Origin of the sequence: Burkholderia sp. BCC0397 (assembly GCF_902832865.1) — a bacterium.
Taxonomy (GTDB): Bacteria; Pseudomonadota; Gammaproteobacteria; order Burkholderiales; family Burkholderiaceae; genus Burkholderia.
This window is the reverse complement of record NZ_CADFDL010000005.1, coordinates 214866-235909: the sequence shown is the minus strand read 5'-3', so window position 1 is coordinate 235909 and position 21044 is coordinate 214866. Positions and strand designations below refer to the sequence as shown.

Annotated in this window: 20 protein-coding genes; 9 read left to right on the top strand and 11 right to left on the bottom strand. The window is 69.1% G+C overall.

Annotated features, from left to right (window positions below):
* Window positions 1-10 precede the first annotated feature (10 nt).
* Complete coding sequence (locus tag HWX03_RS18540) at window positions 11-2155, bottom strand: hydantoinase/oxoprolinase family protein (RefSeq protein WP_175872166.1); 2145 nt, start codon at window positions 2153-2155, stop codon at window positions 11-13.
* Window positions 2156-2586: 431 nt separating this feature from the next.
* Here HWX03_RS18540 and HWX03_RS18535 point away from each other — a divergent pair, with 431 nt between their 5' ends.
* From HWX03_RS18535 to HWX03_RS18515, 5 genes are all read left to right on the top strand, one after another.
* Complete coding sequence (locus HWX03_RS18535; protein WP_175872165.1) at window positions 2587-3378, top strand: SDR family oxidoreductase; 792 nt, start codon at window positions 2587-2589, stop codon at window positions 3376-3378.
* A gap of 196 nt (window positions 3379-3574) precedes the next feature.
* Window positions 3575-4627: a LysR family transcriptional regulator gene (locus HWX03_RS18530; RefSeq protein ID WP_175872164.1), complete on the top strand. Its 1053-nt coding sequence runs from the start codon at window positions 3575-3577 to the stop codon at window positions 4625-4627.
* 99 nt (window positions 4628-4726) lie between these two features.
* Window positions 4727-5416 (top strand): DUF4286 family protein, encoded by a 690-nt coding sequence (locus HWX03_RS18525; RefSeq protein ID WP_175872163.1) that lies wholly within the window; start codon window positions 4727-4729, stop codon window positions 5414-5416.
* Window positions 5417-5500: 84 nt separating this feature from the next.
* Window positions 5501-6820 (top strand): MFS transporter, encoded by a 1320-nt coding sequence (locus HWX03_RS18520; protein ID WP_175872307.1) that lies wholly within the window; start codon window positions 5501-5503, stop codon window positions 6818-6820.
* Window positions 6821-6869: 49 nt separating this feature from the next.
* Window positions 6870-7571 (top strand): DUF2848 domain-containing protein, encoded by a 702-nt coding sequence (locus HWX03_RS18515; RefSeq protein ID WP_175872162.1) that lies wholly within the window; start codon window positions 6870-6872, stop codon window positions 7569-7571.
* Between the two features lie 354 nt (window positions 7572-7925).
* On the opposite strand, the gene HWX03_RS18510 is transcribed toward HWX03_RS18515, so the two are convergent.
* A complete protein-coding gene (locus HWX03_RS18510) occupies window positions 7926-8903 on the bottom strand; it encodes an NAD-dependent epimerase/dehydratase family protein (RefSeq protein WP_175872161.1) in 978 nt (325 codons plus the stop codon).
* Window positions 8904-9001: 98 nt separating this feature from the next.
* Here HWX03_RS18510 and HWX03_RS18505 point away from each other — a divergent pair, with 98 nt between their 5' ends.
* Entirely contained in the window at window positions 9002-9904 is a 903-nt protein-coding gene (locus HWX03_RS18505; RefSeq protein WP_175821804.1) for a LysR family transcriptional regulator, read from the top strand.
* A 30-nt stretch (window positions 9905-9934) separates the two neighbouring features.
* Here HWX03_RS18505 and HWX03_RS18500 read toward each other — a convergent pair whose 3' ends face one another.
* Window positions 9935-10258, bottom strand: coding sequence for a hypothetical protein (locus tag HWX03_RS18500; RefSeq protein ID WP_175872160.1), 324 nt, complete (start codon window positions 10256-10258; stop codon window positions 9935-9937).
* Between the two features lie 45 nt (window positions 10259-10303).
* On the bottom strand, window positions 10304-11176 hold the full coding sequence (locus HWX03_RS18495) for a LysR family transcriptional regulator (RefSeq protein ID WP_175872306.1): 873 nt from the start codon (window positions 11174-11176) through the stop codon (window positions 10304-10306).
* 145 nt (window positions 11177-11321) lie between these two features.
* Here HWX03_RS18495 and HWX03_RS18490 point away from each other — a divergent pair, with 145 nt between their 5' ends.
* A complete protein-coding gene (locus tag HWX03_RS18490; protein WP_175872159.1) occupies window positions 11322-12782 on the top strand; it encodes an MFS transporter in 1461 nt (486 codons plus the stop codon).
* 97 nt (window positions 12783-12879) lie between these two features.
* Here HWX03_RS18490 and HWX03_RS18485 read toward each other — a convergent pair whose 3' ends face one another.
* Window positions 12880-13077, bottom strand: a complete 198-nt coding sequence (locus HWX03_RS18485) for an oxidoreductase-like domain-containing protein (RefSeq protein WP_175872158.1) — start codon at window positions 13075-13077, stop codon at window positions 12880-12882.
* 162 nt (window positions 13078-13239) lie between these two features.
* Between HWX03_RS18485 and HWX03_RS18480 the strand changes: the two genes are divergently transcribed.
* Window positions 13240-13662, top strand: coding sequence for a RidA family protein (locus tag HWX03_RS18480; RefSeq protein ID WP_175872157.1), 423 nt, complete (start codon window positions 13240-13242; stop codon window positions 13660-13662).
* 78 nt (window positions 13663-13740) lie between these two features.
* Here HWX03_RS18480 and creD read toward each other — a convergent pair whose 3' ends face one another.
* The 4 genes from creD to HWX03_RS18460 form a co-directional block, all read right to left on the bottom strand.
* The gene (gene creD, locus HWX03_RS18475) at window positions 13741-15129 is read right to left on the bottom strand and encodes a cell envelope integrity protein CreD (RefSeq protein WP_175872156.1); all 1389 of its coding nucleotides are present in this window, start codon (window positions 15127-15129) and stop codon (window positions 13741-13743) included.
* Window positions 15130-15234: 105 nt separating this feature from the next.
* Window positions 15235-16695 (bottom strand): two-component system sensor histidine kinase CreC, encoded by a 1461-nt coding sequence (creC, locus tag HWX03_RS18470; RefSeq protein ID WP_175872155.1) that lies wholly within the window; start codon window positions 16693-16695, stop codon window positions 15235-15237.
* Window positions 16696-16710: 15 nt separating this feature from the next.
* Window positions 16711-17442 carry a two-component system response regulator CreB gene (gene creB, locus HWX03_RS18465; protein WP_175872154.1) on the bottom strand — a complete coding sequence of 244 codons (732 nt, stop codon included), beginning with the start codon at window positions 17440-17442 and terminating at the stop codon, window positions 16711-16713.
* Window positions 17443-17531: 89 nt separating this feature from the next.
* Entirely contained in the window at window positions 17532-18245 is a 714-nt protein-coding gene (locus HWX03_RS18460) for an SDR family NAD(P)-dependent oxidoreductase (RefSeq protein WP_175872153.1), read from the bottom strand.
* A gap of 345 nt (window positions 18246-18590) precedes the next feature.
* On the opposite strand from HWX03_RS18460, the gene HWX03_RS18455 reads away from it, so the two are divergent.
* On the top strand, window positions 18591-19268 hold the full coding sequence (locus HWX03_RS18455) for a dihydrodipicolinate reductase C-terminal domain-containing protein (protein ID WP_175872152.1): 678 nt from the start codon (window positions 18591-18593) through the stop codon (window positions 19266-19268).
* A 95-nt stretch (window positions 19269-19363) separates the two neighbouring features.
* On the opposite strand, the gene HWX03_RS18450 is transcribed toward HWX03_RS18455, so the two are convergent.
* A complete protein-coding gene (locus HWX03_RS18450; RefSeq protein WP_175872151.1) occupies window positions 19364-20173 on the bottom strand; it encodes an SDR family oxidoreductase in 810 nt (269 codons plus the stop codon).
* A complete protein-coding gene (locus tag HWX03_RS18445; RefSeq protein ID WP_175872150.1) occupies window positions 20170-21003 on the bottom strand; it encodes a molybdenum cofactor biosynthesis F family protein in 834 nt (277 codons plus the stop codon). The genes HWX03_RS18450 and HWX03_RS18445 overlap by 4 nt, the downstream gene beginning before the upstream one ends.
* Between the last annotated feature and the right edge of the window lie 41 nt (window positions 21004-21044).

Below are 21044 nucleotides of genomic sequence, written 5' to 3'. Positions count from 1 at the left end.
GCATGTCTCCTTACTTGACTTCGCTGAGATGGAAGAGGCGGTGCTTGTCGAGCGTGGTGGCGAAGCCCTTCGGGACGACGAACGTCGTCGCGTCGGATTCGATGATCGCGGGCCCGGTGATCTCGTTGCCCGGCTTGAGCGACTCCATGCGCCAGATCACCGCGTCGTGCCACTGCTTGTGCCGATACAGGCGCCGCGTGCCGACACGCGCGTCCGCCGGCGGCGTGGGGCCGGCGACCGGGTCTTCCGGCAATACCGGCTTCTGCGTGACGACCATGCCGCGCATGATCGCGCCCGTGACCGAGAAGCCCAGCTCCGGCGAGCGCGCGGAGCTCGCGTATACACGGCCGTAGGTGTCTTCGAAGGCCGTCACGATCTTGTCCCAGTCGTCCGCACCGGACGCGTCCGCGATCGGCGATTCGATTTCGAGGTCGTTGAGCTGGCCCATGTACTGCATCCGGAAACCCGGCCGCAGGATCACGTCGCGCTCGCTGAAGCCGTTGATGCGAAACTCGTCGATCACCTTGGCAGTCAGTTCGGCCCATGCTTTCTGGATCGTCTGCGCGGCCCGCGCCTTCTCGGCGTCGGACGCGAGCTGCGGCAGCGCGAGATCGACGCTCTTGTCGTAGCGATACTCGAAATCCGCGCACGCGCAGCCGAAGGCCGAGAAGCCCGCCGCCCACGCCGGCACGACCACATCCTTGAAGCCGAGACCTTCGGTATAGCCATAGGTATGCACCGGCCCCGCGCCGCCGTACGAGAAGCACACGAATTCGGTCGGGTTGTAGCCTTTCGCGCTGACGTTCGAGCGCAGGTATTCGCGCAGCTGCAGGTCGAGCAGTTCGATCACGCCGGCCGCCGCATCCTCCACGGAGAGTCCGAGCGGCTCGGCGATCTGCACGCGGATGTGCTCGCGGGCGCGATTCACGTCGAGCTTGATCTGGCCGCCGAGGAAGTTGTCCGGATTCAGGTAGCCGAGCACGACGTGGCAATCGGACACGGACACCGTCGTCAGGGCGCTGTCGGGCCAGCACGTGCCGACGCGATAGCCGGCGCTGTCCGGCCCGAGCTTGATGGCCCCGCTGTACGGATCGAGCCGCACGAAGCTGCCGGCGCCCGCACCGACCGAATCCATCGTGACGAGCGGCAGCGACAGCACGAGGCGCGCCATGTCCGGGTCGGACGCGATCGCGAATTTGCCCTTCGTGATGAGCGCCATGTCGAACGACGTGCCGCCGATGTCCGAGCATGCGATGTTGTCGTAGCCGAGTGCCTCGCCGAGGAGCTTCGAGCCGATCACGCCGCCGATCGGCCCCGACACGATGGTGCGCGCCAGTTCCTTCGCTTTCCAGCTGATCGTGCCGCCGTGTGTCGCCATCACGCGCAGGTCGAATTTCGCGCCGTGCTTGCGGAAGCGGTCGCTGACTTTCCTGAGCGTCTGCCGCGACGGCTCGGCCGCATACGCTTCGAGCACCGTCGTGTTCATCCGGTGGCTTTCCTTGCGCTGCGGGTAGTAGTCGACCGATGCGAACACCGGGAGATCGACGCCGCGCGCAGCCAGCTCGTCGCGCACGAGGTCCCGCGCCTGGCGCTCGCTCGCCGCGTTCTTGTGCGACTGGAGAAAACAGATGACGATCGCTTTCGCGCCGGCGGCGATGAGCTCCCGCGTGGCCTGCCGCACTTCGTTTTCCCGCAGCGGAATGACGATCTCGCCCTGGACGTCGGTACGCTCGGTAACGCCGCGCGTTCGCGACAGCGGCACGAGCGGCTCGTCGTAGCGGTGCGTATTCAGGTGGATGCGCTCTTCGAGCGCATACCCGAGGTAGCTCTGGATCGCCCGCCCCATCAGGTGCACGTGCTCGAAGCCCTTGTTGACGAGCAGCCCGACGTCGAGCCCCTTGCGCTGCACGACGCGGTTGAGCATCGCCGTGCCGGAATACACGCAGGTGACGAGTTCCGGATAGACGTCGTCGACGTCGCGTTGCCAATGCGCGAGCGCGTCCTGCGACGAGTTGAAGATCGCGAGTGACTCATCCTCCGGATTGCTTTGCGCCTTGCCGACGACAAACCGCCCGTCCTCGCGCACGAAGAAGGTGTCGGTCATCGTGCCGCCCGCGTCGATGCCCAAGACCTGGACTTGCGAAAGTCCTTCCATGGTGATGTCTCCAATGATTGAAGTCGTGATGAGCCGCGTTCCGGTTCGAGCGGGGTCATCGTTCGATCCCGGGCGTCGGCTCACCTGCAAGGAGGCAACAACCGTGCCATTCGGCGGCTCCGGCCGATCGGCGCGACCCGGCCAAGCCAGGCGGGGCGTTCACCGAATGGAGCGGGTTGCGTCGGGCAGGTGACGCACCGGCGGACGTCCGGATTTCGGACTGGTCTGGCGTCCGAATATCAGCCGGCTGCACCGGCAGACGGTCGCATGCTCGCGCCGGATCCGGAACAACGGCAACGCGGGTGCCTCGCCGTGCGGCGTTGCGTCATCGCCGGCTGTCATCTGTCATTCGCGTTCATCCTTTCGGCTGATACCGGCGCGAGCCGGCGCCGCCTAAAGTGACCGGACACGACACCCCTCCGGAGAACGACATGACGCACCCGCAACCCCGCACGATCGCGATCACCGGCGCGGGCACCGGCATCGGCGCCGCGTGTGCGCGCCGCTTCGCCAGCCGCGGCGACCACGTCGTGCTGATCGGGCGGCGTCAGGCGCCGCTCGACGCGCTGGCCGCCGAAACGGGCGGCCTCGCACTCGCCGGCGACGCCGCGAGCACCGACGACTGGGCCGGTTTCCTGCCGCGGATCGCCGACCGCTTCGGCCGCGTCGACGCGCTCGTCGCATGCGCGGGCGGCCACGGCGTCGGCCGCGCGGACGAAACCGACGACGCGCAGTGGCGCGATGCGATGCACGCGAACCTCGACACGGCGTTCGTCAGCGCGCGTGCGTGCGTGCCCGACCTGATCGCGCAACGCGGCAGCATCGTGCTGGTCGCGTCGATCGCGGCGCTCGCGGCCGGGCCCGGCGTGTGCGGCTACACGGTCGGCAAGCACGCTTTGCTCGGGCTCGCGCGGTCGCTCGCGCGCGACTACGGCCCGCACGGCGTGCGGGCGAACGCCGTCTGTCCGGGCTGGGTCCGCACGCCGATGGCCGATGCGGAAATGGAGCCGCTGATGGCCGCGCATGGCGACACGCTCGACGGTGCATACGCACGCGTCAGCGCCGACGTGCCGCTGCGGCGCGCGGCCGATCCGGACGAAATCGCGGCCGTCTGCGCGTTCCTCGCGTCGCCCGATGCGTCGTTCGTGACCGGTGCGACGCTCGTCGCGGACGGCGGCGCGATGGTCGTCGACGTGCCGACGCTTGCGTTCGACAAGCTTTGATTCGCGAGGGCGCGCCGCCCGCGTGACCCATCGCTGCGGGCCGCGTTCCGTGCACGTCGTCCGGCACTTCGCCGCCCGTCCCGGCGCCTGCTACGGCGCGCGCTCCGCACCGCCCGCTCGTTTCCCGTCCCGAAAATCCGCTACCATCGACCGATCCCGCTGCCCCGCCTGGCGCAGCCTCACCGCTCGGACATCGATGAACATCCGGTTTCTGGAAACCTTCGTCTGGCTCGCGAAGCTGGAAAACTTCCGGCTCACGGCCGAGAAACTGCACACGACGCAGGCCGCCGTGTCGAGCCGCATCGCGTCGCTCGAAGAGGCGTTCGACGTGCGCCTGTTCGACCGCAACACGCGCTCGGCCACGCTCACCCCCGCGGGCCGGCGCATGCTGGCCTACGCAGAGCGGATCGTGCGGCTCGACGGCGAAATGCGACGCGACATCGACGCGGCGAGCGATGCGGGCCTGATCCGGATCGGCGTGATCGAATCGATCGTGCACAGCTGGTTCCCGGCGCTGATGGCGCAACTGCGCGAGCGCTATCCGCGCCTCGACGTCGAGATCACGAGCGACACGACGCTGCACCTGATCCGTCTGCTCAGCACCGACGGCGTCGACCTGATCCTGCAGACCGACCCGGTGCCGGGGCCGGATTTCACGAACCTGCCGCTGTGCGAATTTCCGGTGCGCTGGGCCGCGAGCCCGCGCCTCGGGCTCGGCGGCGAGCGGCTCGACGTCGCGCGGCTTGCCGCGTACCCGATCATCAGCTTCTCGCGCCACTCGGGGCCGCACGCGACGATCGAGCGGCTGTTCGCGGCCGTCGAACGGCCGGCCAGCATCAACTGCATCACGTCGGTCGCCGCGATGATCCGCCTCGTCGCCGACGGCTTCGGCGTGGCCGCGCTGCCACCTGCGATCATCGGGCGCGAGCTGCACGAAGGCACGCTCGAACTGCTCGACGTCGAGCCCGAATTCCCGGCGCTGCCGCTCGTCGCGACGTACCGCAGCCAGGGGCTGCCGGTTGCCGCGCGTATCGCGGAACTCGCGAGCGAGGTCGCGCGCGCGATGGCGGCCGCCGCGAACATCGCGAAGCCGGCCGCCGCCGATTCCGCCGACGCAGCGCCCGTCGGGGCAACACCCGCGCGCAAGGCAACCGGGACAAAGACGAACACGTCGGCGAAAACGAAGCGCGCAACGAAAGCCGCCTCGCCTGCCGCACCCGCCGCAAAACGCCGCCCGCGCCGCTCATAAGAAAACCTGTTCACCGCGAATTTGTTTTCTTGTTGGACGGGCGCGGCCCGTCTTCGGGACACTGCGGTTCCTGACACCCCCGTCACGAGGAACCCCGCGATGACCCGCCTTTCCCTTCCGCACGGCCAGCTTTGCGTCTGGACGGATATCGACCCCGCACACGAAGCCGATTTCAACGCGTGGTACGACCGCGAGCACATGCAGGAACGTGTCGCGATTCCCGGCTTCACGCATGCGCGTCGGTTTCGCGCAACCGACGGCGGCCCGCGCCGATACCTCGCGCTGTATGTGACGGACGCGCTCGACGTGTTCCGCGGCGACGCGTACCGGCGCGCGTTCACGCAGCAGACCGCGTGGTCGCTCGCGAACTTCGCGCGCATGACGGGCACGCAGCGGCGCGTCGGCGAGCTGATGATCGAGGCCGGCGACGGCGAAGGCGCGCATCTGGCGCTGTTCGTGCTGCCGCCGGACCGCATCGACGTGCCGCACTTGCGCGAGCGCTTCGACGCTGCGCTGCACGAACCGGGCATCCATGCCGCGCGACTGTTCTGCACCGCGCCCGACCTGTCCGCGCCGATCGGCGCCGATGTCGCCGCCCGCCCGGCCGCTGATGCGCTTGTGCTGATCGAAGGCAGCGACGCAGCCGCGACGCGCCGCGTGGCCGCCGCGCTCGCCGGGCACGACGACGTGCGCACCTTCGACCTGCTGTGGCGCGCCGCCGCGCCGCTGCCGGTTGCACGCCGCGCCGCCGAAGCGGAACCGGCCACCGCCGCCGCGCTGCCTGCCTGAACGCCGACGCCGGCCGGTTCCGCTTCCGCTTCCGCACGCGGCCGACACGCCGGCTCCGCGCTTCATCCCGTCATCCGTCACGACCTGCCCGATACCATGAGCACTCTCGCCCAGCCCGCCGCCCACGCGCCCCGCCGTGTCCGCAACAGCCGACTCGCGACCGCGAGCATGATCGGCACGTCGCTCGAGTGGTACGACTTCACGATCTACAACACGCTCGCCGCGCTCGTTTTCAACCATCTGTTCTTCCCGTCGGTCGATCCGCTGGCCGGCACGATCCTCGCGTTCTCGACCTACGCGGTCGGCTACGTGTCGCGCCCGCTCGGCGGCTTCGTGTTCGGCAACCTCGGCGACCGCATCGGCCGCCGCGCGGTGCTGATGCTCACGCTCGTACTGATGGGCGTGACGACCGCGCTGATGGGCGCGCTGCCGACCTATGCGCAGGCCGGCATCCTGAGCCCGATCCTGCTCGTCGCGCTGCGCTTCGTGCAGGGCGTCGCGCTCGGCGGCGAATGGGCCGGCGCGGTGCTGCTGTCGGTCGAGCACGGCGACCAGAAACGGCGCGGGCTGTCCGCATCGTGGACGCAGATCGGCCCGTCGTTCGGCACGCTGCTCGGCACCGGCTGCATCGCGCTCGTCACGCTGTCGACCACGTCCGACACCTTCCTGTCGTGGGGCTGGCGCGTGCCGTTCGCGGCGAGCGCGCTGCTCGTCGTGTTCGGCTTCTGGCTGCGGCGCGGCGTCGACGAAACGCCGCAGTTCGAGCAGCTCGCCGAATCGCACGCGACCGCCGACGTGCCCGTCGCCGACGTGCTGAAGTATCACTGGAAGCGCCTGCTGATCGCGGGAGGCTCGCGGATCGGCTCGGACGTGCTGTATGCGCTGATCGTCGTGTTCACGCTGACCTACGTGACGACCGTCCTGCACCTGTCGCGCCCCGTCGCGCTGACGGCCGTGATGATCGGCACGGCCTGCAACGCGCTCGCGGTGCCGTTCTTCGGCGCGCTGTCGGACCGTTTCGGCCGCCGGCCCGTGTATCTCGCCGGCGCAATGGCCGGCATCGTGTGGGCGTTCGTGTTCTTCGCGCTGCTCGATTCGGCGCGCCCCGCGGCGATCGTCGCGGCCGTCGCGATCGGCCTCGTGATCCATGCGGTGATGTACGGCCCGCAGGGCGCGTTCGTGACCGAACAGTTCCCGACGCGCGTGCGCTATGCGGGCGCGTCGCTCGCGTACACGCTCGCCGGCATCGTCGGCGGCGGCTTCGCGCCGCTCGTGATCGCCACGCTGTTCCGACAGACGGGCACGACGACGGCCGTGTCGCTGTACGTCACCGTCGCGCTCGTCGTCACGTCGATCGCGCTCGTCGCCGCGCGCGAGACCGCGCACCGGCCGCTCGAGGATTGAGCGCCGCCGCCAGCCGAGTCATTCCTTCGCACTTCAAACGGATAGCTGCATGCCAACCCTGTCGTTCAACGTGATTTCCCTGCACGGCGCGCCGGCCGCCGTCGACGCCGACATCGAACGCGTCGTGATCGCCGGCTGGGCCGGCCGCGACCCGGCCGCGATCCACGCGCACATCGACGAACTCGCGGCGCTCGGCGTCGCGCCGCCGTCGACCACGCCGTGCTTCTATCGCGTGTCGTCCGCGCTGCTCACGCAGGCGCCGTCGATCGGCGTGCTCGGCGCGCGCTCGGGCGGCGAGATCGAATGCGTGCTGGTCGACAGCCCGGCCGGCACGCTGGTCACGGTCGGCTCCGACCACACGGATCGCGAAGTCGAAGCGTACGGGGTCGCCGTGTCGAAGCAGGTATGCGCGAAGCCGCTCGGCCGCGACGCATGGCGTTACGCGGACGTCGCGGAGCACTGGGACGCGATCGAGATGCGGTCGTGGCTGATTGCACGCGATGGCGAACGAATTGCGTACCAGCACGGCGCGGTCAGCGGCCTGCTCGCGCCCGACGTGCTGTGGCAGCGGTTCGACGCGCGCCGCACGATGCCCGCGCGCTGCGCGATGTACGGCGGCACGGTCGCCGTGCACGGCGCGATCGCGGCGATGGGCGACGGCGATGCATTCGAGATGGAACTGCACGATCCGGTGCTCGGACGCAGTCTCACGCATCGCTATGCAGTCGAGGTGTTGCCGGTCGTGGCTTGACGGGCAACGGAAAATCGCACGGCATTAGGGGGGCGACTGCGTTCTGTCGTCGCGCCTGTTCCTACCTGTACGACTCAAAGCAGTGGTAGTCCGGGAAGTTGAATTGCGAGTTGCCGCAGTACAGCACACCTGTCAGGTTGGTACACCCGCTCAACGTGAACATGATGGCCCCCGCAACCGACGCTTTCCATCCGAAATGCGCCATCTCGCCCCCCGTTTTCCGTTGATCGACGTTGACGACATGATGCGCATCGGATGCGCGCGGGTATGTGGAAAATTGTTGTCCCGGGGATTCTTCGGTCCGCCGTAACGCATTTCCGTGCCCGGGCGCAGCCTGTGCTACACCGCCATTGCTCACCCGAGACACCCGAGCCCCGCCAGCGTCGCCTCCACCGCCGTATCGAGCGGCGTCACCGGCTCGCGGCCGAGCACCGCGGTCACGCGCGCGTTGTCCATCCGGATCGGTTCGCGCCACAGGTAGCGCATCTCGAGCAATTCGCGCAGCGTCGTGACGAACGGCGCGGCTACCCACACGAGCCACCACGGGAAATCGCGCAGCGCCGGCCGCATGCCGTGCCGCTGCGCGACGCGTTGCACGGCCTGCGCCATCTGCATGCCGTCTTCATCCCAATGCCCGCCCAGATGAAAACGCGCGAACGGCTCCAGCGTCTCGCGCCGCTCGATCAGCTCGACCATCACGCGGGCCACGTCCGGCACATACGACCATTGATGGCCGACGCCGCGACTCGGCACGCTGATGGCCGCGACCGGCCGCCCCGGCTTGATCAGCCCCTGAGAGAACCAGCTGTTGCCGAGCTGCGGCCCGAAGAAATCGCCAGCGCGCACGACGATCGCCCGCACGCCGTGCGCGCTGGCGTCCTGCAACCGCCGTTCCAGCTCGACGCGAATCGCGCCCTTGCGGGTCGCCGGATGCTGCGGCGCATCTTCCCGCAGCACCGGAAACGCATCGGCGCCGAAGTTGTAGACCGTGCCCGGCAGCACGACGGTCGCCTGCGCGGCCCGGGCCGCCGCGATCGTGTTGTCGATCATCGGCAGCACCTGCGTGGCCCAGTTCCGGTATCCGGGCGGGTTCACCGCATGCACGATCACGCTGCAGCCGCGTGCGGCGCGCACCACCGCATCGCGATCGAGCGCGTCGCCGCGCATCCATGCAATGCCGTCGCGCTCCACGACCTCGGCATCGAGCCCGCGCTTGAGCGCCCGCACCTGCCAGCCCGCAGCGCGCAACTGCCGCGCGACTTCCCCGCCGATCCCGCCGCTCGCGCCGAGCACGAGTGCCTGCCGTTGCGTCCCGCCTGCGTTTCCCGTCATTGCCGCTCTCCTTGAATGGAACCATCACGAACGCATTCTGGCGCGCCGGTCGCTATCAAGGAATTGCCGAACCCCATAGATCAGCTATACATTTATGCATGACCACCGATCTGAACTGGGAACGCTACCGCACCTTCCTCGCGGTGCTGACGGAGGGCTCGCTGTCCGGCGCGGCGCGCGCGCTCGGCATCACGCAGCCGACGGCCGGCCGCCATGTCGCGGCGCTCGAAGCCGCGTTCGGCCAGACGCTGTTCACGCGCTCGCCGTCGGGCCTGCTGCCGACCGAGGCCGCGCTCGCGCTGCGCGGCCATGCGGAGGCGCTGCGCAGCGCGGCGGCCGCGTTCGAGCGCGCGGCGGCCAGCCACGGCGCCGGCGTGCGCGGCATCGTGCGGATCTCGGCCAGCGACGTGATCGCCGTCGAGGTGCTGCCGCCGATGCTCGTGCAGTTGCGGCGCGACCATCCGGGGCTCGTGATCGAACTGGTGCCGACCGACCGCATCCAGGATGTGCTGAAGCGCGAGGCCGATATCGCGGTCCGGATGGCGCCGCCCGCGCAGGACGCGCTCGTCGCGCGGCGGGTCGGTGAAATCGAGGTCGGGCTGTATGCGCGCGACGATTACCTGGCGCACCATGGCGCGCCCGCGACGATCGACGCACTCGCGCATCACGCGCTGATCGGCTTCGATACGGTCACGCCGTTCATCCGCTCGGCTGGGCGCGGCATGCCGCTGTGGAAGCGCGACGCGTTCGCGCTGCGCACCGACAGCAACCTCGCGCAGCTCGCGATGATCCGCGCCGGCTACGGGATCGGCTTCTGCCAGACGGCGCTCGCGAAACGCGACGCGCGGCTCGTGCGCGTGCTGCCGGACGGGCCCGCGATGCGGCTGGAAACCTGGGTCGTGATGCACGAAGACCTGCGGACGAGCCCGCGCTGCCGGGCCGTGTTCGATGCACTGGCCAACGGACTGCGTGCGTATGCGGACGGTGAAGTCGCCGAGTAGCAAGCGGCGCGCGTGAATCGCGCGGGCCGCCTATTCGTAGCTTTTCCCGGCGAACAGGATGTCGGCGATGCGCCGCCACGGGTTGTCGCGCACGTCGTCGCAGCGCAGCTCCTCTTCCGACGCCTCGGCCCAGTCGATCATCGCTTCCAGGTATTCGCCGATCGAACGATTTTCCCAGCCGAGCGCCGCGTGGGCATACGGCGACAGCGGCGCATCGGCCTCGAGCTGCCGCTCCGTGTGCCAGTCATGGCCGAGCACCCGCAGGAAGTGGATCAGCGAACGCTCGTCGACCACGCGCTCCAGCGCGTGCTGCAGCTTCGCGGCCATCTGGTTCTTCAGTTCGTCGTCGTTCATGCCTGTAGCCCCCGGGCGCGCCTGTCGGTGACGCGCGGCATAGTTTTACATCAGCAGTTGGCGCGACAGCACCTCGCGCGCCTGGGTGACGGTCTCGCGCTCGCCCGGCAACGGCGGCGTCAACGAAAACACCGCGTCGGGCAGCGGCGGCAGCCGGTATTTCGTGCCGAGCCGCATCAGGCCGTCGCCGATCGCCGACGCGCACAGGCAACCCACCCCGAGCCCCGCCGCGAGCATCGACTGCAAGCCCGCGACCCCCGACGCGCTGTGCACGAGCACGTACGGCGTGTGCTGTTCGTCGAGCGAGCGCACCGCGACCTGATGCATCATGCAGTCGTCCGGCAGCAGCACCAGCGGCAGCGGTTCGGGCAACTGTTCGGCGAGCGCGGGCGACGCGACCCACGACAGCGGTTCGCGCCGCAGCACCCAGCGCGTGTCGGCCGACGCCGGCCGGAACGGCCCGCTCGACATGTTCATCACGACGCCGAGATCGATCTGCCCGCGTGCGTGCGCCGCTTCGATATCCGCGCTCTTCATCGCGCTCACGTGCAGGCTCAACTGCGGGTAGCACTCGCGCAACCGCGCCAGCATGCCCGCCACTTCATTCGTGCGGTAGTAGTCGGTGATCGCGACGCGCAGTTCGCCCTTGATCGCCTGCCCGCGCAGCTCGTCGAACGCGGCCTCGTTCAGCGCGACGATGCGCCGCGCATGTTGCAGCAGCCGCGAACCGGCCGGCGTCGGTTCGACGCCGCGCTTGCTGCGCACGAACAGCGGCACGCCGGCGCGCGATTCGAGCTTGCGCACCTGCTCGCTGACCGTCGATTGCGACAGGTGCAGCCGCGGCGCGGCGGCCGTCAGGCTGCCGGCGTCCGCGACCGCCGCGAAAGTGCGCAACTGGTCGAGATCGAAACCGCGCATCGTCATTCCTTATCCATCGATTAACCCGATGGATGCTACCACTCTTTCCCGCTTTTCCGAACCATGGGCGATGCCCAGAATAAGGGTCAACGGCCTGTGTGCGTCGATCGCCTATCGGGCCCTCATTTTTTCGGATCCTGCTTTCATGACGAACAACACCCTTGCCCCCTGCGCGCCGGCCGGCGCGGCTGCCGCGGCGACGCCGCGCAGCCATCACGGCTGGGCGCTCGTCGTCCTGCTGGTCGGCGCCATTCTGCCGCCGCTCGACTACTTCATCGTGAACCTCGCGCTCCCGGCCATTCGCGACGGCATCGGCGCGCGCCAGGCCGAGTTGCAGCTCGTCGTGTCGGCCTATGCGTGCGCGAACGCGGTCGTCCAGATCACCGGCGGGCGTCTCGGCGACCTGTACGGACGCAAGCGCATGTTCATGGTCGGCATGGCCGGCTTCGTGCTCGCGTCGACGCTGTGCGGGCTCGCCGACAACGGCACGGTGCTCGTCGGCGGCCGCGTGCTGCAGGGCCTGTTCGCCGCGATCCTCGCGCCGCAGGTGCTCGCGACGATCCGCAGCGTGTTCAGCCCGCAGGAGCAGGTGCGTGTGATGGGCTTCTACGGGTTCGCGTTCGGCCTCGCGGCCGTGATCGGCCAGCTCGGCGGCGGCGCGCTGATCAGCCTGCATCCGTTCGGGCTCGGCTGGCGCGCGATCTTCCTCGTCAATCTGCCGATCGGCATCCTGGCGCTGATCGGCAGCTGGCGCTTCATCCCGGAAAACCGCGCGCCGCGCGGCCAGCGCATCGACGTGCCGGGCACGGTGCTGATGTCGCTGTTCCTGCTGATGCTCGTGTACCCGCTCACGCACGGTCGCGAAGCCGGCTGGCCGCTGTGGATGATCGCGTGCGGCGTCGGCGCGCTGCCGATGCTCGGCGCGCTGCTGACGGTCGAAGCGCGCCGGCTCGCGCGCGGCCACGATCCGCTGCTCGACGTGCGCCTGCTCCGCAACCCGGTCGTCGCGCTCGGGCTGCTGCTCGCGTTCCTGTTCTACATGCTGAGCGCATTCTTCCTGAGCTACGGGATCTATCTGCAGGGCTGCCTGAACTGGTCGCCGCTCGCGTCCGGGTTCGCGATCCTGCCGCTCGGGATCGGCTTCCTCGCGAGCCCGCTGTTGATGCCGCGCCTCGTCGCCCGCTTCGGCGGGTATCGCGTGCTCACGCTCGGCTTCGCGATGCTGGCGGCCGGCGTCGCGATCGCTGCCGCGCTCGCCCGCGACGGCGCGCCGGGGCCCGGCTTCTACGCGGGCATCGCGGCGATCGGCATCGGGCAAGGGCTCGTGCTGCCGTCGGTCGTGCGGATCGTGCTCGCGGAAGTCGATGCGGCCCGCGCTGGGGTCGCGTCGGGGATGGTCAGCGCGATGCTGCAGATCGGCGCGGCGGTCGGCGCCGCGACGATCGGCGGCGTGTTCTTCGCGCGGCTCGGCGTGCATCCGGCCGCGTTTGATTACGTGCAGGGATTCAGGGCGTCGATGTTCACGCTGACGATCGTGTTGCTGGGTTGCATCGCGTTGTCGATGGCGCTCGGGCCGCTGCATCGGCGGCTGCATGCGGATGCGTGACGCGTAACGCGTAACGCGCGACGGAAATGGCCTCGTCAGTCCAACGGCGGCAACCGATGCGGTGCATGCAACGCAGGGCCGCTCGCCGGCATCCGGTTTATTTGCTATGCGCGCGCTGCGCTTGTCGCGCTTCCCATTCGGCCAGCTCGACGCGATAGCGCGCGAGCGCTTCGTCGTACAGGTCGAAAACGCACGGCGAGCAGCCGCTGTTGCAACAGTCTTCCAGCTCGGGTTGTATAGGCGGGGTCGGACGGGGATCGTCGACGGACGGATCTCCGGAAACTTGGTTCGGCACGGCGTGGTCCGGTAATGTGGAGTGGTCAGTATAGGGCGATCCGGGCCGCCGCCGCGTTCGGCAAGCCGGGCGGACCGACGATGAACGCGTCCATCATGGCGCGATCGCCGAACGCGGCACTCCGCTGCGTTCGCCCCATTCCGACCCCACCGGAGCTGCGCGATGGCCGAAGCCGTGAATCCACCGGAAGTCTGGGCGCCGTTCGGCGCGTTCTCGATGGCCATGATCCAGGGCGACGGCCGGATCGTGCATCTGAAGGGGCAGGTCGCGCTCGACCGCGACGGGCAGGTAGTCGGCGCCGGCGACATGCGCGCCCAGGTTCGGCAAACGCTCGACAACATCCGCGACGTGCTGGCCGCACTGGGCGGACAGATGCGCGACGTGATCTCGCTCGTCCATTACGCCAGCGACATCGACGCATTCATGCAGGCCGGCGACATCCGCAAGACCTACTTCGCCGAACCCTATCCGGTGACGACGACCGTCCAGGTCGAGCGTCTCTACCATCCCGACCTGCTGATCGAGATCTCGGCCATCGCCGAGATTCCGCTGGCGCGGTTTCGTCGTCCGCTGTCGCCTGCTTGAAACGCGTCGGGCACGCACGAAAACGCGCGCCGGCCGCTGTATTTCCGACCGGCGCGCGCGTGCTCGCAACCCGCTCGCCTACTTCGCGGGCGCGCCCGGCTTCACCGCCCCCGGCTTGTCGGCCAGCGGCTGCCACGCGGCGCCGAGCGAATACCAGTCGACGCGGCGCGTGAGCGTCATGATGCCGGCGAGAATCGCGAACAGCAGCAGCGAACCGAGCATCAGCGCATTGTCTTCCGACAGCAGCAGCCCGTAGAGCGCCGCGTACAGCATCGCGAGCAGCACCGTGAACGTCGCGCCGCGCTTCACGCTGTGCAGCACGAACGACAGGTAGAAACCGAGCAGGCCGATGCATGCGCCGCTCGCCGCGAGATACGCATAGCCGAACGCAATATGTTCGGACAGGCTCAGCAACAGCAGGAAGAACAGCGCGAGCGACAGGCCAACCAGCGTGTACTGGATCGGGTGAATGCGCAGCCGCTTCACGAGTTCGTACATGAAGAAACTCGCGAACGTGAGCATCACGAACAGCGCGCCATACTTCGTCGCACGCTCGGCCCGCAGATAGACGTTCACGGGTTCGATCACCGACACCGACGCCATCTCGATCTCGCCGCCGCCGTTGCCGGACGCCACTTGCTCGCGCGCCTTCGTGTTGAACGACGTCACGTGCCAGTTGCTGACGAAGCCGCGCGCATCGATCGTGCGTTCGGCCGGCAGGAATTCGCCGCCGAAGCTCGGATGCGGCCACGTCGATTTCAGCGAGAAGTCGTTCTGGTCGCCCACCGGCGCGAACGCGACCGATTCCGCGCCGGCCAGCGGCAGGCCGATGCTGAACGGCACGACCGTCGCCCCCGCGTTTGCCTCCGCCAGCGCCGCGAGATCGACGTTCGCATGCACGCCCTGGCGCAGGCTGTCGAGCCGCGTGCCCTGCTCCACGTCGATCCGCTTGCCGCCGATGCGCAGGTCGGGCTGCGCCTTCAGCCCGCGAAGGTCGCCGATGCCGAGCGCGACGTACGTGCCGTCGATCTTGAAGCTCACGTGGCCGTCGGCCTGCGGCAGCTTCTTCAGGTCCGGCAGCGGCAGCGTGCCCGTCATCCTGCTGTCGAGCCCGTACACGAGCGCCTTGTGAATGCCGCGATAGCGCTCGCTGACCGACAGCGTGCCGTCGACGTTCAGCGTCTTCGGGAACACGAGCAGCCGTTTCGTCTCGCTTTTCAGGGTGGTTTTCGCCTTGCCGCCGGCCCGCACGTCGTCACTCACGCGCGTGACTTCCGTGTAATGGATGACGAGCACCGGCCCCGTCACCGTCTGCGGCCCCGCATAGCTCGCCCAGATGCTCTGCAGCGCACTTTGCCGATAGTCGGCGCGTTCCCGCACGATGCTCTGGACCATCTGTAGCGGGATCAGGATCGCCAGCGCGAGAAACGCGGTAATCATGGACTTGAACAACAGGACTCGATTCATTGCTGGCTGGTACCGGAGTGGAAGGTACGGTCAGCATGAGCGGCTCCGGTGAAGGGCGATTGAAGCCGGCGTGAAGCGAATGTGTGGCGAACGTGAAGCGCGCGGTCAGCCCGCCGACGGCAGCGTGAGCGTCGCGCACGCGCCGCCTTCCGCGCGATTCGCGAGCGCGACCTGGCCGCGGTGCAGCATCGCGACTTCGCGGACGAAGCACAGCCCGAGGCCCGTGCTGCGATCCTGCCCGTCGGGGCGCGGCAGCGAGTAGAAACGCTCGAACACGCGCGACAGCGCATAGTCGGGCACGCCGGGGCCGTCGTCCGCGACGCGCACGATCGCAACGTGCGCCCTGCCCGCCGGCTGCCGCTCGAGCGCGATCCGGATCGTGCTGCCCTGCGGCGCGAAATCCAGCGCGTTGTCGAGCAGGTTGCCGAGCGCCTGCCGCAGCAGGAACGGATCGCCGTCGACGATCGGCGGATCGGCCCCATCGTTCGCATCGTTCGCGTCGATCCGCAGGTTCACGCCGCGCTGCCGCGCGCGCGGCTCGAGATCGTCGACGAGCTGTTCGAGCACCGGCCGCAGCGCGACCGGCTCGTGCACCGACAAGCGCTGCTTCTGCTCGACCTCGGCCAGCGCGAGCAGCTTGCGGATCATCTGTTCGAGGCGGCCGGCCTGGCGGCGGATGTTCTCGGTGAAGCGCCGGCGGTTCGCGACCGGCATGTCTTCCTGCAACAGCTCGGCCGCGCCGCTGATCGCGGCCAGCGGGCTTTTCATCTCATGCGTAAGCGTGTGGATGTAGGTTTCGACGTACTGCCGGTCTTCCAGCCGCTGATGCATGCTTTCCACCGCGCGCCCGAGCTCGGCCAGCTCGTTCGCGCCCTGCAGCGGCATCGATGCGCGTTCGCCGGCCGCGATCGCGCGCGCATAGCGCTGCAGGCGCCGCAGCCCGAGCACCAGCCACCACGTGCACGCGGCGCCGATCAGGATCGCGCCGCCCATCAGCAACGCGCCGTACAGCATGATCTTGCGCTGGCTGCGCGCGATGAACGGCGCGACCGTCTGGTTCGGTTTCGCGATCGTCAGCACGCCGATGATCTCGTTGCCGCGCCGGATCGGTGCCGCCACGTGCATCACGGTGCTGCTGTCGTCGTTCGGATCGCTGCGCGTGCTGCGTGCGCCGTATTCGCCGCGCAGCGTCCGGTACACGTCGTTCCAGCGCGAATAGTCCTGCCCGACCGCGCTGCCGGACGAGTCGTAGCGCACGATGCCGTGCGCGTCGGTGATGTAGAGGCGGTAGCCGATCGCGTTCTTCTGGATCCCCCACACGTTCGCGCTGACCGGGCGCTCGTGCAGTTTCCCGAGCTGCCGCGCAAACGTGCCGTCGGCGATATGCCCGTTCGCCATGTCGTCGGCGGCCAGCGTCGCCAGCACCTGCGCGGTATCGACGAGCGTGTCCTCCATCGCTTCGCGCACGCCGGGCTTCACCTCCTGCACGAACACGCGCAGCGTGATCAGCGCGGCCAGGCCGACGATCAGGAAAAAGCCGAAGAAGATGCGCAGGCCGATATGCATGGGCGGTGCCGGTCGTTACGGTTGCAGCGAATAACCCATCCCGCGATGCGTGCGGATCGGGTCGCGCTCGGGATCGATCGCGCGCAGCTTGGCGCGCAGCGTCTTGATGTGCGTGTCGACCGTGCGGTCAGCCGAATCGAACGCCTCGTGCCACACGAGATCCATCAATTGCTCGCGCGAGTAGATGCGCCCCGGATGCCGCACCAGCAGCGCCAGCAGCCCGAATTCGTAGCGCGTGAGGTCCAGCGCATGGCCGAGCCACGACACGCGCGCGCCGTCGGTGTCGAGCGTGAAGCCGGAGGCGACCGGCGCAGGCGCGCCGGTGGGTGCGGGCGCCTCGGCAGGTGCGAGTGCGGGCGCCGGTTCCGGCGCGGCCGTCCGGTGGAAGCGGCGCAGGATCACGCGCACCCGCGCGGCCAGTTCGCGCGGCGAAAACGGCTTGACGACGTAATCGTCGGCGCCGATCTCGAGCCCGACGATCCGGTCGATCTCGTCGTGCCGCGCGGTCAGGAAGATCACCGGAATATCGGTGAACGTGCGCAGCCGCCGGCATACCTCGAAGCCGCCGAGGTCCGGCAGGCCGACGTCGAGCACCACGAGATCGACACGCGTATCGCGCAGGCGGTCGAGCGCCGCCTGCCCGAGCGTGCAGTGGACGGTCTGCATGCCGTCGGTGCCGAGGGCATAGACGATCGTGTCCGCGATCGCCTGTTCATCTTCGACGATCAGGATGGTGGGCTGAGTCATGGTCTCAGGTTCGGGTCTCGGGTTCGGGTCGCGCAATCCGGTGCGACATTGTACGCACGGCCGGCCCCGGCGAGCCCTCCCCCGGCGCACTACGCCACGCGGCCGCTCACCGGAATCGACGCACCGGTGATCGCCTGCGCGTCGGCCGACAGCAGGAATCCGATCGTCGCCGCGAGCTGTTCGGGCCGGACCCAGCGCGAGAAGTCGGCGTCGGGCATGTCCTTGCGGTTCGGCGGCGTGTCGATGATGCTCGGCAGCAGCGCGTTCACGGTCACGCCGCGATCGAGCAGTTCCGCCGCCAGCGCCTCGGTGAGCCGCGCGACACCTGCCTTCGCGGCCGCATACGCGCCCATTCCCGCGCCGGCCTTGAACGCCGCGCCCGCGCCGATGTTGACGATGCGGCCGGCCTGGCTCGCCACCAGGTACGGCAGCGCGGCCTTCGACGCGTTCAGCGCCGTCTTCACGTTCAGTTCGTACATGCGGTCCCACGTGGCGGCATCGCCGTCGGCGATCGTCTGCCACACGAATGCGCCGGCGATGTTCAGCAGCGCGTCGACCCGGCCGAATTCGCGGTTGATCGTTTCGAGCGCCTGCGCGGCGGCCTGCGGGTCGACGAGATCGATGCCGCCGATGCGCAGCGCATCGGCCGGCACGCCGGGCAGCGCCTGCGCCGCCGGGGCCGCGCCGCGGCCGATCAGCGCGACGCGTGCGCCGCGCGCGCCGAGCCACGCGGCCGTCGCGACGCCCAGATGACCGAAGCCGCCGGTGATCGCGACTGCCTTGCCTTTCAGGTCGTGTTCCATCGATGTGTTCTCCTGGATCGAGGGTGGTGGGATGAAATGCCGACAGCGTAGCGCCGTTCACGCGTTCGTGCGCACGGCGATGAGGGCGCGGTGGCGCAGCTTCCCTGTCGTTTCGCTGTGACCATCGGGCGCAAGCGCGGCTGGCACCGTCGCGAGACGCATCGCGATCCATGCGCCGCAGGACGTCACGACGTTGCCGGCGCGGCTCGGCAAGCGCGCAGTCGGACGGCCGGGCATAATGCGCGATGGTCGCCAGGCGTGGCGCGCGGCGCGACAGCCGGCCCGGCCAGCCCGACGGCCCGCGCCCGCGCCGCCTCGCATCCCGAACCTCAACCCGTCAATCCCATGCAAGTACTCGTCATCGGAACCGGCAAGCTCGCCAACGAGTTGCTCGGCTCGCACAAGCTCGACCCGGCCACCTGTCGCGTGATGCCGTGGTCGGACAGCACGCGAACCGACGCCCGGTCGATCGTCGTCCATGCCGGTTCCGGCCGCGAACTCGCCGCGGCGATCGCGTTCTGCCAGGCCACCGCGTCGCCGCTCGTCGAGTTGTCGACCGGCTCCGACCTCGAAACCGGGACATACGGCTTTCCGGTCGTGCTGTGTCCGAACACGAACATCCTGATGCTCAAGTTCATGAGCATGCTGGAAACCTGCGGCCACCTGTTTCGCGACTGCGAGATCGGCGTGACCGAGTCGCATCAGGCCGGCAAGACGTCCGTCCCCGGCACGGCCGTCGGCATCGCCCAGTCGCTCGGCGTGCAGCCGGAAGACATCCGCTCCGTGCGCGACCCGGCCGTGCAGCGCAGCGAATTCGGCATCCCCGACGATCAGCTCGGCCGCCATGCGGTTCACCGGATCCGCATCGACGACGGCGCATGCAGCCTGCAGTTCGAATCGCGCGTATCCGGCGCGACGCCCTATGCGGATGGCGTATCGCGCATCGTCGAGGCCGTCCGGCAGCACGATCTCGAGCATCGTCGCTATTCGATCGTCGAATTCATCCGCAACGGCTGGCTGTAGTCGCGGCGGCGGCATGCGGCACGGCTTCGCATGGCGCGGGCCGCACCCTATGCCGGCACGGCCTCGCCGCAACCACCGCCCTCGCTGGCTCATCGCTACCCGTCCCCCAGCACCGCCCCGCTCTCCGGCAAGGTCGCCCCGCCGTCGACGACGATCGTCTGCCCGGTGATGTACGCGGCGTCGGCCGATGCGAGAAACAGCATCGCGTTCGCGATGTCCTCCGGCTCGCCCATCCGTGCCAGCGGAATGTCGCGCGCGATCTGCGCCGCGACCGACGCGTCGCCGAGATTGCCGGCCGCCGGCGTGCGGATCATCCCCGGTTCGACGCCGTTGACCGTCACGTTGCGCCGCGCCAGCTCCAGCGCCGCCGCCCGAATGAAGCCGTTCACGCCGGCCTTCGACGCCGCGTAATGCGCCAGCCCCGGATAGGCGACGCGCGGCCCCGTCACCGACGACGTGACGAGCAGCCGCCCGGCCTCCGCGCGCTCGAATGCCGGCAACGCGGCCTGCGCAAGCCAGAACAGCGCCGACAGGTTGACCGACAGCGTGCGGTCGAGCGTCGGCTCGTCGATCTGCATGAACGGCGTCAGCGGAAAATACGCGGCATTGTGGACGACGACATCGAGCCGGCCGCCATCGCGCTCGACGGCCGCAACGAGCGCACCCAGTTCATCCCGGCTCGCGACATCGACCTGATACGCGCGTGCGTCGCCGCCCGCGCTGGCCAGCGCGTCGGCCTGTGCGGCTGCCGCATCACCGTTCAGGTCGGCGACCGCGACGAACGCGTCGGATTCCGCGAAACGGCGCGCGATCGCCGCGCCGATCCCTTGCGCGGCGCCCGTGACGAGCACGACCCGCCCGCTGAAGTCCGCACGCAAGCGGCCGCTGCCCCGCACGGCAGTCATCGCTGCGCCTCGCCGCCGAGCGGGTGCACGGTTTCGTTCAGCACCTGCGCGTAAGCGCCGATCTGGAAATTCGACAGCGTGCCGAAATCGCCGCCCTGATAACCGAAGATCTTGCCGTCGGTCTTGCGCTGCGCGAGGTCGATCAGCACGACGCCGAGCGTCGGCACCACCTTTTCGCGCCACACGAACAGATACAGTTCGTCTGCGATCCTGAAATAGTGACAGCGGTCGACGTCGGCCAGCCCGCCTTCGACGCCCTTCAGGCATTGCCACGCGTAGAAATTCTCGTTCAGGTAGATGTGCTCGTAGCATTCGGTCGGGCTGTAGCGGTACATCGTCCGCTTGCCGATCAGTTCGCGCGTGGGCGCATGCAGCGGCCCCGGCTGCATATGGCCGCCGAGCGTGCCGTGCCGGAATTGCGCATCGACGGCCGTCAGCGGCAGCCCGCGCGCGACGCGCGTGAACGCATCGATGCGCGTGTCGGCTTCCGTCGGCAGCGTACCGACGACCGACGTCCACACGCCGGTGTCGAGATCGATCACGAGGCTCACCGATGTCGCCCGAGCGGTGGCATCGATGTAGTCGACGAAGTACAGGCCGTCGCGCAGCCGCGTCACGCGGCACGGCGCGCGGCCGTCCGTATCGGCGGCCGCATCGCGCCACTGCAGCGCGCCCGGTTCGAACGTATAGACGCGCCACGCGCCCGATGCGTCACCGAGCGCCAGCGTCCGCCCGACGAGCGCGTCGACGGGTGCGAGGACGTTCGCCTCCGGCGCGAAGCCGTCCGCGAGCGCGCCCACCTGAATGAATACCGGATCCTGTCGTTCCACCTGCCGTCTCCCGCGCAGCTTCAGGCCCGGCGGGCCATGTA